Below are 15,793 nucleotides of genomic sequence, written 5' to 3' on the forward strand. Positions count from 1 at the left end.
GGACCATGGCAGCCTGCCCGGCTCACTTGCCGATGCAGAAGCGCGAGAACACCCGATCCAGCACCGCCTCGTTCACCTCCTCGCCGGTGATGGCGCCGAGGGCCCGCACCGCCGTGCGCAGGTCGATGGTCCAGAAATCCCAGGGCAGCCCCTGCTCGGCGGCCTCCAGGCTGCCCGTCAGGGCAGTCGCCGCCTCCCTGGCCAGATCGCGCTGACGGGCGTTGAGGGCCACCTGGAGACCCTGCCCATCGCCCGCCCCGCAGCGCCGCAGCAGCTGCTGCACCAGGGCATCGCTGCCGGCGCCGGTCAGCGCGCTGATCACGCCATCGGGGCTTGTCGCCACCGACTCGGGCTGGGCTGGAGGCGGCCCTGCCTGATCCGGGGCGATCAGATCCGCCTTGTTGCCCACCAGCAGCAGGGGCACCCCCTCCGGCACCAGGTTCCGCAGGGCGGCGTCCTCCTCGGTCCAGCCGGCCTGGAGATCGAACAACAGCAGCACCGCATCGGCGCTGGCCAGGGCCTCGTGGCTGCGGGCGATGCCGAGCTGCTCCACGGCGTCGGCGGTGGGCCGGATGCCGGCGGTGTCGAGCAGGGTGAGCGGCACGCCGTCGAGCACGAGCTCGCTCTCCAGCAGGTCGCGGGTGGTGCCGGGCAGGTCGGTCACGATCGCCCGCTCGCGGCGGCTGAGGCGGTTGAGCAGGCTGCTCTTGCCCACATTGGGGCGCCCCACGATCGCCACCCGCAACCCCTCCCGCAGGGCCGCGCCCTGACGCGCCTCCAGCACCAGGGCCTCCAGCTCCCGCTGCACCGCCACAAGGGCGGCCACTACGGCAGCGGCGTCGAGGCGGGGGAGGTCGTCTTCGAAGTCGACCCGGGCTTCCAGTTCGGCCAGCTGGTCGAGCAGCCGCTCCCGCAGGCTGCCGATACGGCGCTGCAGGCCGCCATCGAGGCCGGCCATGGCCAGCTGGGCGGCGCGGCGGCTGCGGGCCGTGATCATCTCGCTCACCGCCTCGGCCCGGGTGAGATCGAGGCGGCCGTTCAGAAAGGCCCGCTGGCTGAATTCGCCGGGCTGGGCCCGGCGGGCCCCGGCGGCCAGCACCAGCTCCAGCACCCGCTGCACCGGCACCAGGCCGCCATGGCAATGGAGTTCCACCACGGTTTCGCGGGTGAAGCTGCGCGGCGCCCGCATCAGCAGCAGCAGGGCCTCATCCACCCGCTCCTGCGTGGCCGGATCCACCACGTGGCCATAGAGCACCCGATGGGTGTCCCACACCTGGGACCCCGGCGCCCGGAACAGTCGGGCGCCGATGGCCTCGGCCCGGGGGCCGGAGATTCTTACGATCGCCACACTCCCCTGCCCGGGCGCGATCGCCGTGGCGACCGCTGCGATCGTGCCGCCGCCTTGGGCGCTGGCCGTGATCGCTTCGTCATCCAGCTCCAGCTCGCCTGTCACCCCGTTCCATGGCGCTGCGTCCTCCCCAGTTTCAACCGCTTGCCCCCGCGGTGCGTGCCATCCAGCGGGCGATCCAGTGGCTGTGGCAGCAGGAGGGCAGCCCCGGTGAGCGGGCCAGGGGGCTGGCGGCGGGGGTGTTCTGCGGCTGCTTCCCGTTCTTCGGGCTGCAGACCCTGCTGGGGGTGGCCCTGGCGAGCCTGGTGCGGGGCAACCACCTGCTCGCCGCCGCGGGCACCTGGATCAGCAACCCCTTCACCTACCTGCCCCTCTACTGGTTCAACTTCAAGCTGGGCAGCCTGTTTCTGGGGCCGGGACAGGGCTGGCCAGGGATGGAGAGCCTGCGCAGTGAGGCGATCTGGCAGCTGGGCTGGGCCTTTGTGAGCCGCATGTTGCTGGGATCCCTGCTGGTGGGTCTCGCCGCTGGGCCCCTGGGCGGCTGGCTCTACTGGCGCTGGCTGGTGCAGGTCGGGGCTCGCGCGGATGCTGGGCTGCCTCCATCGCCCCCTCCGGCTTGAGCGTGGGCTCGTTCTGGAACCCGGATGAGATAGAGGGTTCAGGAATTGGCCAGGCCGGGAAACACCATCAGGTCGATGTGGCCACCGGTGGGATGGCGCCATTCGCGGAACTCCTCAGCCAGGGCCTGATGGTCTTCGCTGAGGCACTGATCCTGGAGATCCTGCAGGCGCTGATGCACCTGATCGAGGGTGTGGTCAATCAGTTCGGCGGCCTGTTCAGATGTCATGGCCAGATGGGTGGTTGACGGACGAAAAATATGGTGAGGTTGTAGTCAACCTGACCCGATTGAGCTGTAGCAGCAGACACACGGCCCTGGCGCTGTGGCCGAATGCCCATGCCCAGAGCCACTCGAATCAGTCGTCCTTCACCACAGTGCGCGCCAGCCAGTCGTGGAAGGGTTGCCAGTCGTCGGCCTGATCAATCGCCTCCCAGAGCCTCTCAATCACTCGACGCACCGGGGTTTCGGGCAGGTTCCAGCGCTGCAGGCGATCGGCGATCGAGCTGGCCGCGTCTGGGGAGTTGGCTTCGGTGTTGGCAGCCTGGTGGCTGCAGGCCCACCAGGCGTCGCGCCAGGCCAGCCAAGGCTGCCGGGGCGGCTGCGGGGCCCCCGCCAGGAAGGGCCCCAGCTGATCGGGTGTACTCGGCAGGCCAGCCTCTGCCACCCGCGCCGCCAGCCCCGCGAAGAAGGATCCGTAGCCCACGGGCCAGGCCGCCAGCAGTTGCAATGTGGCAGGCAGGGGATCCGGGGCTTCTCCCAGGCCATCTCCTGCCCCCGGCCATGCCGGTGGCAGCCCCAGCCGCCTGGCCATCAGCTGGCGGTAGTGGTGGTCGAAGGCCGGCGCGAAGCGCTCCAGGCGGGCCTCCAGCTCGGCCCGGGGCAGCAGCAGCGCCAGGGGCTCCTGCAGCAGGCGCAGGTTGTGGTGGGCCACCGCCGGCTGCTGGCCGTAGGCGTAGAGACCGGCGTGATCGAAGTAGGCCGCCGTGAAGCGCGGGTCCAACTGGTCGAGGAAGGCGAAGGGGCCGTAGTCGAAGCTCTCCCCGGCCAGCGACATGTTGTCGGTGTTGAGCACCCCGTGGGTGAAGCCGGCGGCCATCCACCCGGCGCTGAGCCGGGCCACCCGCTCCACCAGCTCGCCATAGAAGGCCAGCAGGCGGGCCTCCCCTGCCGCTTCCTTGCTGGGATGGGCCAGCACCACCTCGGGGTAATAGGTGGTCACCACGTGCTGGAGCAGCCGCTCCAGCTGCCGCGGCTGGCGCTGGTACAACAGCCGCTCGCAGCTGCCGAAGCGCAGATGGGTGCTGGCCAGGCGCACCATCACGGCGCTGCGCGTGGGGGAGGGTTCATCGCCGCGGTACAGGCCCTCCCCCGTTTCCACCAGGCTGAGGCTGCGGCTGGTGGAAACGCCCAGGCGCTGCAGGGCCTCGCCGGCGATCACCTCCCGCACGCCCCCCTTGAGGGTGAGGCGGCCATCGCCGCCGCGGCTCCAGGGGGTGGTGCCGCTGCCCTTGGTGCCGAGGTCCTGGAGCTGGCCATGGCGATCGCGCAGCTGGCCATAGAGAAAGCCACGTCCATCGCCGAGCAAGGGGTTGTAGGTGCCGAACTGATAGCCGTGGTAACGCAGGGCCAGCAGCGGTGTGCGCGCCTCAAAGCGGCCATAGGCAGTCTCCATGTCGGCGTCGCTGACGCTGGCCGGATCGAGGCCGAGTTGCCGTAGCAGGGGGTCGTTGCGGAAACGCAGCTGAGTGCGGGGAAACTGCGCTGCTTCCACCACGTCCCAGTAGTCGCTGCCCAGGCCCTCAAGCAGGGGCTCAAACGGCAGGCCGAGCAGGGGGTTGGGGCGCATCGCAAGCCGTAGAGGAGTGTTTTCAGGGAAGCGTCGCGCTGAGGGCACAACACGTGAGTCAGCGCTCATCCAACCTGCAGTCCCTCGCTGCTGGTGAGGTGGAATGTAAGCGGGTCGATAGATACTCCAATGACCAATGCCAGCCCTGACGTTCCAACCGCCCATCGGCTGTAGTGGCCAGGGCATGCCGTTTGCTTCTTGCAAGGTCGTATCTCCGTGCATTGGGAGATCGTCAAGCGGTTTCTGAAGTGAGTTGTCTCTAAAGGGGATTCGGTGTCGCTTCAGGAAGATCAGCTAGAAACATGTCGTTTTTCTGTTTAGTCCTTCAGGGCCTTTTCGCCTATGTCCAAGCGAGGTCCATGCCTCCCCCTGGCTTGTGTAAGATTCTTGAATCTGACTCGCATTCAGATTGGTTTCCACATGTTGTAGATGCCAATTGCTGCATGCCTGTATGGATAGAGAAGTATTCGCGTTTGCCACCATTGAAACGACCTCCATACCCGAAAGACACAAGCCTATTTGCCCATTCAACATGACCGTGGCCAAAGCCTTTGAACTTTGGATGCAGTTGGGGTGGAGGCGACAACCGCTATTCGTCCGACCGGTTCAATCGGCTTTGGCAGCCTTTTGAAAATATCAATGGCGGGGCGAATGATACTGCCGTTAAGCATGACTATTGTGCCAGGCTGGCCTAGGGCTAAAAGGTCATGAGAGGTGTAGTTCTGAATCTTCCATCAATCAGTATCAGGCTTGGAAGTACACTGCTCTTCGTGTCTTCCTGTCATGGCTCTCCTGTTCATGGAGGACAATTCTTGGTTCTATTGTCGAGATGCGAGCTTTGAGGACAGCACGTGCCCGAGCGGGTGAATCGTTTCACCGCAGGGCCTTGCTGAAACTGGCGAGACCTAGGTTTTGATGAGGATCACCCAGCTCTTACGCAATGCGTCAAGCCCATCAAGAAGGGAGATCAACTTTCCTGTCCACTCAATCTCGCCATCGCAGGGATCTTGATGGAGTGCCGATCGTGGGCCGCTGCGCTCGCATTGATCTGATCAGCTTAAGGATCCCGGGTGAGCCCCAATTCAGGCTCACAACTTCCGAACAGGCTTTCGCCTGCCAACAATCTGGTGGAGAAAAACGATGCGTCAGGACACGAATCCAAGGAATGCTTTGGCTGAGAATTCTGATGCTTCTGCATGCAGGGAACTGGTCCACCGTCCCACAACCCATTCGCCTACAACCTCGGTCGTTTCACCCAATCCCCGTCCGGCAGATGTCGAGCACATCCGCCATCGAGGCGATCTGGTTGAGGGTGCCGCTGAGCTGGTGGGCGCCGCTGAGTTCCACCCGCAGTTCAATGCGGGCCGGCTTGCCGGGGGTGGTGCGCACGCGGGCGTCGCTCACGTTGATGCGGTGGTCGGAGAGGCGCATCAGGATGTCCTTGAGCACGCCCACCCGATCGAGCACCTCGATGCGCAGCTGCACCGGATAGCGGCGCTTCTCCTGGTCGGAGGTGGGGTTCCAGCGCACGGGTAGGCGGCGCTCGGGCGGCACCTGCTGCACGTTGGCGCAGTCCTGGCGGTGAATTGTGATGCCGTGGTTGCCGAGGGCCACCGCCGCCAGAATCGCTTCCCCGGGTAGGGGACTGCAGCAGCCGCCGAGCCGGTAGTCGAGGCCCTCAAGCCCCAGGATGGCGCTGGAGGCTCCGGGGCCGATCGGGCTGGCCGTGGTGGTGGAGGGGCCGGCCTGGGTTTTCACGGCGCGGGCCAGTTCCTCGTTGCTGAGCACCGGGGCGGCGGCGCTGTTGGCGAGGCGCAGTTCTTCGCGCAGGCGGTTGAGCACCTGGTGCAGGGTCACCCCGCCGAAGCCGAGGTTGGCGAGCAGGTCGTCGGTGCTGATCAGGTTGCAGCGGCGGGCCACCTTGGCCATCGCCTCGCCGTTGAGCAGGGCATCGAAGCCCTCCCGGCCCAGCTCCCGCTCCAGCATCTCGGTGCCGCGCAGGATGTTGGCCTCGCGATGGCTCTTCTTATACCAGGCCCGGATCCGGTTGCGGGCCGTGGGGGTGGCCACGAAGTTGAGCCAGTCAAGGCTCGGGTGGGCAGATTTGGCCGTGAGGATCTGCACGAAGTCGCCGTTCTGCAGCGGCGTGGCCAGGGGGCAGAGGCGGTCGTTGATGCGTGCACCCTGGCAGTGGTTGCCTACCTCGGAGTGAATGCGGAAGGCAAAATCCACCGCTGTGGATCCCTTGCGCAGGCCCACCACATCGCCGTTGGGGGTGAACACGAACACCTCCTCGTCAAAGAGGTCTTCCTTGATGGAGGCCAGGTAGTCGTTGCTGTCCTGGGCACCGCCATCCTTCTGCCAGTCCACGAGCTGGCGCAGCCAGTTGAAGCGCTCGGCGTCGTTGCCGAGGGCAGCAGGTGAACCGCCTTCCTTGTATTTCCAGTGGGCGGCAATGCCGTATTCCGCCACCTGGTGCATCTCGGCGGTGCGGATCTGCACCTCGATCGGCCGGTGGCGGCCGATCACCGCCGTGTGCAACGACTGATAGCCATTCGGCTTGGGCAGGCCGATGTAGTCCTTGAAACGTCCGGGGATGGGGCGGAAGGTGTCGTGCACCACCGCCAGGGAGCGGTAGCAGCCATCGAGGCTGGGGCAGAGGATGCGCAGGGCGGCCACGTCGTAGATCTCGTGGAAGGCCTTCTGCTGGCGCTGCATCTTGCTCCAGATGCCATAGAGGTGTTTGGGGCGGCCGCTCACCTCGCAGGCCGAGAGCCCCACGGCGGCGAGCTTGTCGCGCAGCAACTGCACCGTGACGCGCAGCCGTTCCTCGCGCTCACTCCGTTTGGTGGCCACCTGCAGCTGCACGTCCCGGTAGGCCTCGGGCTCCAGGATTTTGAAGGCCAGATCCTCCAGCTCCCACTTGAGCCGGCCGATGCCGAGGCGGTTGGCCAGGGGGGCGTAGATCTCGCGGGTCTCGCGGGCGATGCGCAGCTGCTTCTCGGGTTTCAGCGCCGCGAGAGTGCGCATGTTGTGGAGCCGGTCGGCCAGCTTCACAAGCACCACACGGATGTCACTGGCCATGGCCAGGAACATCCGCCGCAGGTTCTCCGCCTGGGCCTCGGTTTTGTTGGTGAAGTGGATGCCGCCCAGCTTGGTCACGCCCTCCACCAGGGCCCGCACCTCGGCTCCGAAGTGCTGCTCCAGCTCTTCTGGTGTCACCTCGGTGTCCTCCACCACGTCGTGGAGGAAGCCGGCGGCGATCACGCTGGCGCTGGCGCCGATGTCCCGCAGCAGATCCGCCACCGCGACCGGGTGCACGATGTAGGGATCGCCGCAGGCCCGGTACTGGCCCTCGTGGAGTTGGTAGGCGAAGTCAAAGGCGGAGGCCAGCAGGGCCTCGGCGTCGGTGGGGCACGACTGGCCAGCGCCAGGGGGAGCGTGCTCAATGCAGCGCTGCAACCACTCCGGCAGCGCCACGCCGTAGTCGTCGGGGCTGTGGATGGGGCGTGGCTTGGGTAGAGCCCGGGCTGCCGGAGGCCCGATCGCGAGATCGAGGCAAGGGACCACCTCCACGCTATCCAGCCCTGCCTCCGGCTTGGACTGCGCCGGGGAGTCGGCAGTCACAGCCGCGGTTTCCCGACCACTCACCGCCGGGTGAACCGTGTCTGGGCCCGGGGCGCCGGCGTGCTCCAGCGGGGGGTTCAGATCGGAAACCGCGCGGAGCATGCAACCTTGCGGACTGCTCCAATCGTATGCAGGCGCGGCCCGATCGGGAGCAGTGTCGTCATCAGCGGATCCATGCTGGGGGGCATGACTGAGCCCGTGTTGCGCCTGAAGGACCTGGTGGTCCGCTATCCGGGCGCGCCGAGCCCCACCCTCGATGGCCTGGAGCTGGAGCTGCATCCCGGCGAGACCCTTGCCTTGGTGGGCCCCTCCGGCTGCGGCAAGAGCACCGTGGCCCGGGCTGCCCTGCAGCTGCTGCCCGAGGGCAGCCAGTGCAGCGGCAGCCTCAGCCTCGGTGGCCAGGATCCGCGCCAGCTGGGCCGGGCCGCCCTGCGCCGCCTGCGCGGCGAAGCCGTGGGCCTGGTGTTCCAGGACCCGATGACCCGGCTCAATCCGCTGCTGACGGTGGGGGATCACCTCACCGACACCCTGGCCGCCCATCGCCCCGGCTGGAGGCGGCGCGCCCTGCGGGAGGGGGCTGAGGACCTGCTGCAGCGGGTGGGCATCAGCGCGGAGCGCTTTGACAACTACCCCCATGCCTTCAGCGGCGGCATGCGCCAGCGGCTGGCCATTGCCCTGGCCATGGCCCTGAGGCCACCGCTGGTGATTGCCGATGAACCCACCACCAGCCTCGATGTGGCCGTGGCCGGCCAGGTGATGGCGGAGCTCACCCAGCTCTGCCGCGAGGCCGGCAGTGCCCTGCTGCTGATCAGCCACGATCTGGCCATGGCCGGGCGCTGGTGCGACCAGATCGCGGTGCTCGACCAGGGCCGCCTGATCGAGCGGGCCCCGGCCCGGCAGCTGCTGCTGGAGCCGCAGGCGCCGCTGAGCCAGCGGCTTGTGGCCCGCGCCCGAGAGCGGGAGGCGGCGGGCGCCCGTCCACCGGGTGAGCGGCAGCGGCTGCTGGAGATCGAGGCGCTGCGCTGCTGGCATTCGCTGCCCTCGGCCCCCTGGCGGCCCCGCTGGCTGAAGGCCGTCGATGGGGTGAGCCTGGAGGTGAGCCGCGGCGAAACCGTGGGGATCGTGGGGGCTTCAGGCTGTGGCAAGAGCACCCTCTGCCGGGCCCTGATGGGCCTCACCGCCGTGCGGGGCGGGGCTGTGCGCCTGGATGGCATCGACCTGCGGCAGCTGCGCGGCGAATCGCTGCGGCAGGCCCGCCGCGGCCTTCAGATGGTGTTCCAGGACCCCCTGGCCTGCCTCAATCCCCAGATGACGGTGGGTGACGCCGTGGCCGACCCCCTGCGCATCCACGGCCTGGCCAGTCGGCCGGGAGCCAGGCAGCGGGCCCGGGAGCTGCTGGCGGCGGTGGGTCTGAACCCGCCAGAGGCGTTTGAGCAGCGGCTGCCGCGCCAGCTCTCCGGCGGCCAGCAGCAGCGGGTGGCCATCGCCCGGGCCCTGATCCTGGAGCCCAAGGTGCTGCTCTGTGACGAGAGCGTGAGCATGCTCGATGCGGAGGTGCAGGCCGATGTCCTGGCGCTGCTGCGGGACCTGCAGCAGCGTCTCGGGCTGGGGATGCTGTTCGTGACCCACGACCTCTCCGTGGCCGGCGGCTTCTGCCATCGGGTGATCGTGCTGGAGGGCGGCAGGATCGTGGAGGAGGGTCCCGGAGCCGAACTCCTGCGCCATCCCCAGGCCGCCATCACCCGCACCCTGGTGGAAGCCTGCCCCCGGCTGCCCCAGCCAGCCTGAGCGCCGGGACGCGGTCAGCTGTCCTAGACGTCCACTTGCCAGATCTGGCCGAGCCTTACAGACTGAGTGGACTAATCCTTGCGCCCCAAGGCAGCGAGCCCAGCCACCAACCCTGATGCGCAAACGAAACAGACGGGGGAGGCAAACATGGAGCGCCGGCCGGGGAAAGCGCGTACCAAAGGCCAGCACCCTTCGAATCACCGGTGACGGTGAAATCTTCAATAGCCACCCAACCGCACCGAAGGTTCGGCCTGGCCCCAGTGCCCGACTTGGTAGCGGTGGAAACTATAGAGAAGAGGCTTCCCCCGACCTGCTGGGCAAATACCAGGGCGCCTTCTCGCCGGTCAGCCTGGGCCAGGAGGGCACTAACCGCTTCCTGAGTTTCAGCGTGAGCGGCAAGGGCAGTGGCCAGAAGGACCGTGCTGAGCTCACCCAACAGGGCTATTACAAGGCCCAACGCACCCTCCAGGCCAATTTCCGGCTGCGGATCCCCGAAGCCAGTGGGGTGTCGGATAACTCCTACTACCTGATGCAGCTCTGGCAGCTGGGGGGGAAAAATCCGTTCATGGGGCTACGCATGCGACGGGGTGAATCCCACAAGGTGGACTTCATCACCAAGACCGTGCGTGGCAACTCCCGCCAGCTCAACAAGGTGGCCCCCTTCACCTTTGTGCCAGGCCAGTGGCACAGCTTCCAGGTGCGCTTTCGCTTTCGCCCCGGCAACAACAGCACCATGAGCGTGGCCGCCGATGGCAATCAGATCGGCAGCTGGTCTGGCCGGGCAGGAACACCCAATGTGCAGCCGATCCCCAACCGCGGCCCGACCCCCTACTACCGCTACAAATTCGGGATCTACAAGCGCAATGAGCCCAACGCTGGGCCCTTCACCGCCCACTTCGACGACATGCTGGTGGGCACGCTCTAGCGCTGTCGGCCCCGCAGCTGCTCCAGCAGCCGCTCAAAGGCCGGTGGCAGGGGGGCTTCACAGACCAGACGCTCGCGGCTGATCGGGTGATCCAGGCTCAGCTGCACGGCGTGCAGGGCCTGCCCTGGCAGGGCCACGGGCAGGCGCCGGCAACGGGAATAGGCGGGGTCGCCCACGATCGGATGGCCGATGTGGGCTGCATGCACCCGGATCTGGTGGGTGCGGCCGGTGTCGAGCTGGAAGCGCAGCAGCGCAAAATCCCCCAGCCGCTCCTGCACCGACCAGTGGGTGCAGGCGTGCCGGCCGCTGGCGTCGCTCACCACGGCGTACTTCTTGCGATCCACCGGGTGGCGGCCGATCGCGCCGATCACGGTGCCGTGGTCGGCCCTGGGTTGGCCATGCACCACGCCGAGGTAGTGGCGGGAGGCGACGCGCTCCTGGATCTGCACCTGCAGCTTCACCAGGGCCTCCTGGCTCTTGGCCACCACGATGCAGCCGGTGGTGTCCTTGTCGAGCCGGTGCACGATGCCGGGCCGCAGTTCGCCGCCGATGCCGGGCAGGTCGGGGCAGTGGTGCAGCAGGCCGTTCACCAGGGTGCCGTCCCTGTTGCCCGGCGCCGGATGCACCGTGAGGCCGGCGGGCTTGTTGAGCACGATCAGGTGGGCATCCTCGTAGAGCACATCGAGGGGCATCTCCTGGGCCATCAGGTAGGGCAGCGGCTCCGGTGGCGGCATCCAGAGTTCCACCCTGTCTCCTGGCCGCAGGGGGGTCTTGGCCCGTCCGGTGACCCCATTCACCCGCACGTAGCCCGCTTCGATGAATTTCTGGATCCGGGCCCTGCTCTGCTCCGGGCGCTGGGCCACCAGCCAGCGATCCAGCCGCATCGGCAGCGGCTTCGGATAGGAGAGCGTCAGCAGTTCGCCCTCCCCTTCACCGAACGCGGCCATCAGCAACGCCTCCCCTGCTCTGGGTTGATGGGGTCTTTGTTTATCGGCTCTGCGCTCATGCCAGCGGGGCCGCCGGCAGCTCCAGGGCCATGGCCCCGAGCCTTGAGCAGCGGAAGTCATCCAGCAGCTTGGTGGCCATGCGCAGGCTGTCGCCGCTGGTGTGCCGCCCGGCGGCGGCCTGCAGCCAGCCCTCCACATCGGGGCCGCCGGCGGGCAGGTCGGCCTGGGCCTGGCCATAGCGGCGCAACAGCAGATCCTTCGGCACGCCGGCGGCTGGCACCGCCTGCAGCAGCACCAGCAACTGCAGGAAGGCCAGGGCCGCCGCCTCGTTGTCGTAGGCCGCCTGGCCGATGTCGTCGCAGAGGGCCAGCCGCAGGGCCACCTGCTGGTCATCCAGCCGGGGCGGCAGCACGCCGGGGGCATCGAGCAGGTCGAGGTCCTGGCCCAGCCGCACCCAGCGCAGGCTGCGGGTGACGCCGGCCCGGCGGGCACTGTCCACCACCTTCTGGCGCACCAGCCGGTTGATCAGGGCCGACTTGCCCACATTGGGGAAGCCCAGCATCAGCGCCCGCACCGGCCGGGGCCGCATGCCCCGACCCAGGCGGCGGGCGTTGAGGGCGGCGCCCGCCCGGATGGCGGCCTGCTGCAGCTGCTTCACGCCGGTGCCCACCTTGGCGTCACACCACCACACCACCTGCCCCTGGCGCTTGAACCAGGCGCTCCACTCGTCCCGGGCGGCCCTGGGGATCATGTCCACCCGGTTGAGGGCCAGCAGGTGGTGCTTGCTGCCGATCCAGCGCTGCAGGCGGGGATGGCCCGTGGCCAGGGGGATGCGGGCATCCCGCACCTCGATCACCAGGTCCACCTTGGCGAGCGCCTCGGCCAGGGCCTTTTCCGCCTTGGCGATGTGGCCCGGATACCACTGGATCGCCGGCGCGTTGACGCTGAGCTGGATGGTCTGGGGCTGGGGGGGCATCAGGGCACCACCAGCACCGGACACGGCGCCAGCTGGATCACCCGGGCCGCGGTGCTCTGTTGATCGCTCTCGATGGAGATGCCACGGGTGCCCATCACGATCACATCGGCATTGATCTCATCGGCCACATCGCCGATCACGAAGGCGGGCTTGCCCTCCCGCTCCACCAGCTCACAGGCCACCCCCTGCTGCTCGAAACTCTGGCGCGCCTCCTGCAGCAGGGCGGCCACCGCGGCCGGGTCGTCGTCGGGCTCCACGACGGAGAGCAGCACCAGGCGGCTGCTGTGCTGCTGCACCAGCTGCAGGGCCACGGCGGCGGTGTCGACGGCCTGGCGGCTGCGATCGATCGGGAAGAGAACGGTGTCGAACATGGGTCGATGCCCGAGTGGCGTCAGTCTGGAGCGCGGCGCCCCCGGTGGCCATCCAGGCCACCAGCGGCTGGTCAGATCGGCCGCCGGGGTGGTAGAGGGGGCTGGGAGCTAAGCTCCCGCCCGTTTGTCCCTCCCTTACCGCGTACTCCATGGCGAAGCGATCCCTGGCCAGCCTCTCCGCCGACGACCTGCGCGGCAAGCGCGTGCTGGTGCGGGTCGACTTCAACGTACCGCTCGATGACGCCGGCGCCATCACCGACGACACCCGCATCCGCGCCGCCCTGCCCACGATCAACGACCTCACGGGCAAGGGCGCCAAGGTGATCCTGGCGGCCCACTTCGGCCGGCCCAAGGGCCAGGTGAACGAGGCCATGCGCCTCACCCCGGTGGCGGTGCGCCTGGCCGAGCTGTTGGGCAAGCCGGTGCTGAAAACCGAGAGCTGCATCGGCCCCGACGCCGAGGCCAAGGTGGCCGCCATGGCCGATGGCGATGTGGTGCTGCTGGAGAACGTGCGCTTCTTCGCTGAGGAAGAAAAGAATGATCCTGGCTTCGCCGCCCAGCTCGCCGCCCTGGCCGATGTCTACGTGAACGACGCCTTCGGCGCCGCCCACCGTGCCCATGCCTCCACCGAGGGGGTCAGCAAGGCCCTGAGCCCAAGCGTGGCCGGCCACCTGATGGAGAAGGAGCTGCAGTACCTGCAGGGCGCCATCGACGAGCCCAAGCGCCCCCTGGCAGCGATCGTGGGCGGCTCCAAGGTGAGCAGCAAGATCGGCGTGCTCGAGGCCCTGATCGACAAGTGCGACAAGGTGCTGATCGGCGGCGGCATGATCTTCACCTTCTACAAGGCCCGCGGCCTGGCGGTGGGCAAGAGCCTGGTGGAGGAGGACAAGCTCGAACTCGCCAGGGAACTCGAAGCAAAGGCGGCCGCCAAGGGGGTGCAACTGCTGCTGCCCACCGATGTGGTGCTGGCCGACGCCTTCGCCCCCGACGCCAACAGCCAGACCACCCCGATCGACGCCATTCCCGACGGCTGGATGGGCCTCGACATCGGTCCCGATGCCCTCAAGGCCTTCCAGGCGGCCCTGGCCGACTGCAAGACCGTGATCTGGAACGGCCCCATGGGCGTGTTCGAGTTCGACCAGTTCGCCGCCGGCACCAACGGCATCGCCCACACCCTGGCCGACCTCAGCGCCAAGGGCTGCTGCACGATCATCGGCGGGGGCGACTCCGTGGCCGCCGTGGAGAAGGTGGGTGTGGCCGACAAGATGAGCCACATCTCCACCGGCGGTGGCGCCAGCCTGGAGCTGCTGGAGGGCAAGGTGCTGCCTGGCGTCTCCGCCCTTGACGACGCCTGAGCTCAGCGGGCCTGCGCTGGGCCTCCGCGATCAGGCCTGGCTGCCGGGGTGAACCCGGCAGCCTCTGGCCCCCCGCTGAATCAGCGGCGTAACTCTCCGTTGACGCGCACCTCACCACTGCCGACACTGATCCAGTCGCGATCGAAACTGCGGAAGCTCAAAGAGACTGGCTTCTCGAAGTATTCGGCGGTGCGTGTGCGCAGAATTTCAATCGTGATCTGTTCGCCAAGGCGCAGGCTCCTGGTGTTGTCCGTGCGCCAGTGAACGCCTCCCATGCTGCGCCCCATGGCCACATTGGAGGCGAGCTTGTTCAGCTCACCGCCCACGGTGATGCGATCGGCATCTGAGCCGGGGTAGCGCTGAGGCACTTCAAAGGCCTCCTCTCCTTGGTGGGTACCAGGTGCCAAGAGACAGAGGGGGCCGAGCAGGGGGTCCCTGCGCCGGCCTTCGGGGAAGCCATCAAGCAGGTCGCCGAGCTTCTGGTCCTCATCAAACCAGGCTTTGAGGGCGGTGACGCAGGCCCCGGCAACCGTGGCGTGGCCTGCCCCGTAGGCGGGGTGATTCGGGGATCCGGCCGAGAACGCCATCGGCAGAAAGAAGCTGCCGAAGGCGCTTTCAATCCTGTTCGCCGCAGGCAGCACGGTCGACACGGGTAAGTTGTAGTCCCGTTGCCCTGCTCCAGCCAGCCCCTGGCACTGCATCTGAACCAGCCCGCCGTAGACCTCGGGGCGGCAGCGACGGTGCACCAGCCACTTCTGCCTCCACACCACCTTCAAGGCACGGCTGGCTACCTCGGACACAAAGGTGAGCAGATCGGGGCCACCCAGGGTGGCGAATCCATTCTCACGGCTGACGCGCACGCCGCCTTTGTAGGGATTGCCATCATCCAGCGGCGCACCAATGTCTGAAAGGAAAAGGGCAGCATTGAAGTAGGCTTGGTGGAGGGCATCTCGATTCACAAAGCGAGCCAGGTCTCGCATGGTTGAGATGTGGCGAGGCCTGAAATCTGCTGGGTAGTAATCGGCACCTTCGGCTCGGCGAGCCTGATTGAGCTGATCACCAAAGTGGTTGCAGGCGCCATAATCGCGACCAAACTTATCCTTGCCTGTGTTTTGTGCCCGCAGCCAGTCCTCGTGGGTTGTCAGGAAATCTCTCTTGCGGAGATAGGGCACCTGCTGGACGCTGATCCTCTGGGTGCCATAGCCCACATCGCGAAGGAAGAACTGGCTGATGATCGGTCCAAATTCCTCATCATGCAGTCCACTGCGGAAGAGTGTTTCCGGCCTGATGTCGAGTTGGCCGGCGCTGGTCACCGGCAGGTCAAGACCCAGCTTCAGGCTTCCCTGGGCCCGGTCCTGCTCCAGGGCCTGCTGGAAGGCCTCCCCGACCTGGATCACCGCCTCGGCCAGATGCGCTGCGGAGAACGCGCTCAGAGGCAGATCGCGCAGCAGCGCCATCCAGTAGAGCTCCACCATCTCGGCCGCTGAGCTCACAGAGGAGATGGATGGCGCCGGCAGCATCTCCAGGGTCTTGGGGTCTGGTCCGTAGCTCTCGCGGGCCGCGCCGGCCAGTGGATTCACAAATCGCGCCACCGCGCGGGTTTCTTCTGCGTCAGCTGAGGTGGCAAAGTCTCCGGGTTGGATGCGATAGCTGGGTGTGCGCTCAAATTTGACAGGTGAGCCCGCCTCAATCTCCAGGCAGGTACGCATGAAGTCTCGATACTGATCGCGATCAACCTCTCCAAATTCATTGTGTTGGAGCGTCTTATGGAAACTGCCAATGAATGCTGCTTTTGCGTCGCCAAACTGTCTAATCTCGTCGCTATTCGGAGTTGGAAATACCATCATCCTAGTTTCAGTGGAGCGATGTGATCGCCGCCGCCGTGCCAAAAGTCATGTTGAATTGATACGACTTATCGGATGCGATCACCCCGCTACGCAAGCACGAAAATGATGAGATCTTCTGCCTGGAAAGTCTTCCGTATCCCAACG

The 15,793-nt window shown here is 67.1% G+C and carries 12 protein-coding genes; 4 read left to right on the plus strand and 8 right to left on the minus strand.

The genetic code is table 11. The annotated features are described in order from the left end of the window. Positions 1 to 22: 22 nt before the first annotated feature. Positions 23 to 1,453 (minus strand): tRNA uridine-5-carboxymethylaminomethyl(34) synthesis GTPase MnmE, encoded by a 1,431-nt coding sequence (mnmE, locus tag ACWJIO_RS08790; RefSeq protein WP_480312885.1) that lies wholly within the window; start codon positions 1,451 to 1,453, stop codon positions 23 to 25. An 8-nt stretch (positions 1,454 to 1,461) separates the two neighbouring features. Between mnmE and ACWJIO_RS08795 the strand changes: the two genes are divergently transcribed. Next, positions 1,462 to 1,968, plus strand: a complete 507-nt coding sequence (locus tag ACWJIO_RS08795; RefSeq protein ID WP_480312888.1) for a DUF2062 domain-containing protein — start codon at positions 1,462 to 1,464, stop codon at positions 1,966 to 1,968. A 38-nt stretch (positions 1,969 to 2,006) separates the two neighbouring features. On the opposite strand, the gene ACWJIO_RS08800 is transcribed toward ACWJIO_RS08795, so the two are convergent. The 3 genes from ACWJIO_RS08800 to ACWJIO_RS08810 all read right to left on the minus strand — a co-directional run bounded on the left by ACWJIO_RS08800 (position 2,007) and on the right by ACWJIO_RS08810 (position 7,383). Continuing rightward, a complete protein-coding gene (locus tag ACWJIO_RS08800) occupies positions 2,007 to 2,195 on the minus strand; it encodes a hypothetical protein (RefSeq protein ID WP_186698089.1) in 189 nt (62 codons plus the stop codon). 127 nt (positions 2,196 to 2,322) lie between these two features. Further along, the gene (locus ACWJIO_RS08805) at positions 2,323 to 3,813 is read right to left on the minus strand and encodes a protein adenylyltransferase SelO (protein ID WP_480312891.1); all 1,491 of its coding nucleotides are present in this window, start codon (positions 3,811 to 3,813) and stop codon (positions 2,323 to 2,325) included. Positions 3,814 to 5,064: 1,251 nt separating this feature from the next. Further along, positions 5,065 to 7,383: a RelA/SpoT family protein gene (locus tag ACWJIO_RS08810; RefSeq protein ID WP_480313173.1), complete on the minus strand. Its 2,319-nt coding sequence runs from the start codon at positions 7,381 to 7,383 to the stop codon at positions 5,065 to 5,067. Positions 7,384 to 7,626: 243 nt separating this feature from the next. Between ACWJIO_RS08810 and ACWJIO_RS08815 the strand changes: the two genes are divergently transcribed. Both ACWJIO_RS08815 and ACWJIO_RS08820 read left to right on the plus strand, forming a co-directional pair. Further along, positions 7,627 to 9,228 carry a dipeptide ABC transporter ATP-binding protein gene (locus ACWJIO_RS08815; RefSeq protein WP_480312893.1) on the plus strand — a complete coding sequence of 534 codons (1,602 nt, stop codon included), beginning with the start codon at positions 7,627 to 7,629 and terminating at the stop codon, positions 9,226 to 9,228. A 388-nt stretch (positions 9,229 to 9,616) separates the two neighbouring features. After that, positions 9,617 to 10,153: a heparin lyase I family protein gene (locus ACWJIO_RS08820; protein ID WP_480312894.1), complete on the plus strand. Its 537-nt coding sequence runs from the start codon at positions 9,617 to 9,619 to the stop codon at positions 10,151 to 10,153. Here ACWJIO_RS08820 and ACWJIO_RS08825 read toward each other — a convergent pair. The 3 genes from ACWJIO_RS08825 to ACWJIO_RS08835 are packed head-to-tail and all read right to left on the minus strand — an operon-like array spanning position 10,150 to position 12,447. Next, positions 10,150 to 11,100 carry an RluA family pseudouridine synthase gene (locus ACWJIO_RS08825; RefSeq protein ID WP_480312896.1) on the minus strand — a complete coding sequence of 317 codons (951 nt, stop codon included), beginning with the start codon at positions 11,098 to 11,100 and terminating at the stop codon, positions 10,150 to 10,152. The two genes, ACWJIO_RS08820 and ACWJIO_RS08825, sit on opposite strands and share 4 nt — an antisense overlap. Before the next feature lie 55 nt (positions 11,101 to 11,155). Continuing rightward, positions 11,156 to 12,076 (minus strand): ribosome biogenesis GTPase YlqF, encoded by a 921-nt coding sequence (gene ylqF / locus ACWJIO_RS08830; RefSeq protein ID WP_480312897.1) that lies wholly within the window; start codon positions 12,074 to 12,076, stop codon positions 11,156 to 11,158. Continuing rightward, positions 12,076 to 12,447 (minus strand): universal stress protein, encoded by a 372-nt coding sequence (locus ACWJIO_RS08835; protein ID WP_480312898.1) that lies wholly within the window; start codon positions 12,445 to 12,447, stop codon positions 12,076 to 12,078. The genes ylqF and ACWJIO_RS08835 overlap by 1 nt, the downstream gene beginning before the upstream one ends. 149 nt (positions 12,448 to 12,596) lie before the next feature. On the opposite strand from ACWJIO_RS08835, the gene ACWJIO_RS08840 reads away from it, so the two are divergent. Continuing rightward, on the plus strand, positions 12,597 to 13,802 hold the full coding sequence (locus ACWJIO_RS08840) for a phosphoglycerate kinase (protein WP_480312900.1): 1,206 nt from the start codon (positions 12,597 to 12,599) through the stop codon (positions 13,800 to 13,802). An 80-nt stretch (positions 13,803 to 13,882) separates the two neighbouring features. On the opposite strand, the gene ACWJIO_RS08845 is transcribed toward ACWJIO_RS08840, so the two are convergent. Continuing rightward, entirely contained in the window at positions 13,883 to 15,646 is a 1,764-nt protein-coding gene (locus tag ACWJIO_RS08845; protein ID WP_480312901.1) for a vanadium-dependent haloperoxidase, read from the minus strand. Between the last annotated feature and the right edge of the window lie 147 nt (positions 15,647 to 15,793).

The sequence above is a fragment of the Paraciimarium castrense LEGE 11436 genome, from assembly GCF_056633055.1.

Excerpts from the sequence above, each read along its gene's own strand:
- ACWJIO_RS08795 (WP_480312888.1), top strand. The coding sequence starts at position 1,462 with ATGGCGCTGCGTCCTCCCCAGTTTCAACCGCTTGCCCCCGCGGTGCGT.
- ACWJIO_RS08800 (WP_186698089.1), bottom strand. The coding sequence starts at position 2,195 with ATGACATCTGAACAGGCCGCCGAACTGATTGACCACACCCTCGATCAG.
- ACWJIO_RS08805 (WP_480312891.1), bottom strand. The coding sequence starts at position 3,813 with ATGCGCCCCAACCCCCTGCTCGGCCTGCCGTTTGAGCCCCTGCTTGAG.
- ACWJIO_RS08815 (WP_480312893.1), top strand. The coding sequence starts at position 7,627 with ATGACTGAGCCCGTGTTGCGCCTGAAGGACCTGGTGGTCCGCTATCCG.
- ACWJIO_RS08825 (WP_480312896.1), bottom strand. The coding sequence starts at position 11,100 with ATGGCCGCGTTCGGTGAAGGGGAGGGCGAACTGCTGACGCTCTCCTAT.
- ylqF (WP_480312897.1), bottom strand. The coding sequence starts at position 12,076 with ATGCCCCCCCAGCCCCAGACCATCCAGCTCAGCGTCAACGCGCCGGCG.
- ACWJIO_RS08835 (WP_480312898.1), bottom strand. The coding sequence starts at position 12,447 with ATGTTCGACACCGTTCTCTTCCCGATCGATCGCAGCCGCCAGGCCGTC.
- ACWJIO_RS08840 (WP_480312900.1), top strand. The coding sequence starts at position 12,597 with ATGGCGAAGCGATCCCTGGCCAGCCTCTCCGCCGACGACCTGCGCGGC.
- ACWJIO_RS08845 (WP_480312901.1), bottom strand. The coding sequence starts at position 15,646 with ATGGTATTTCCAACTCCGAATAGCGACGAGATTAGACAGTTTGGCGAC.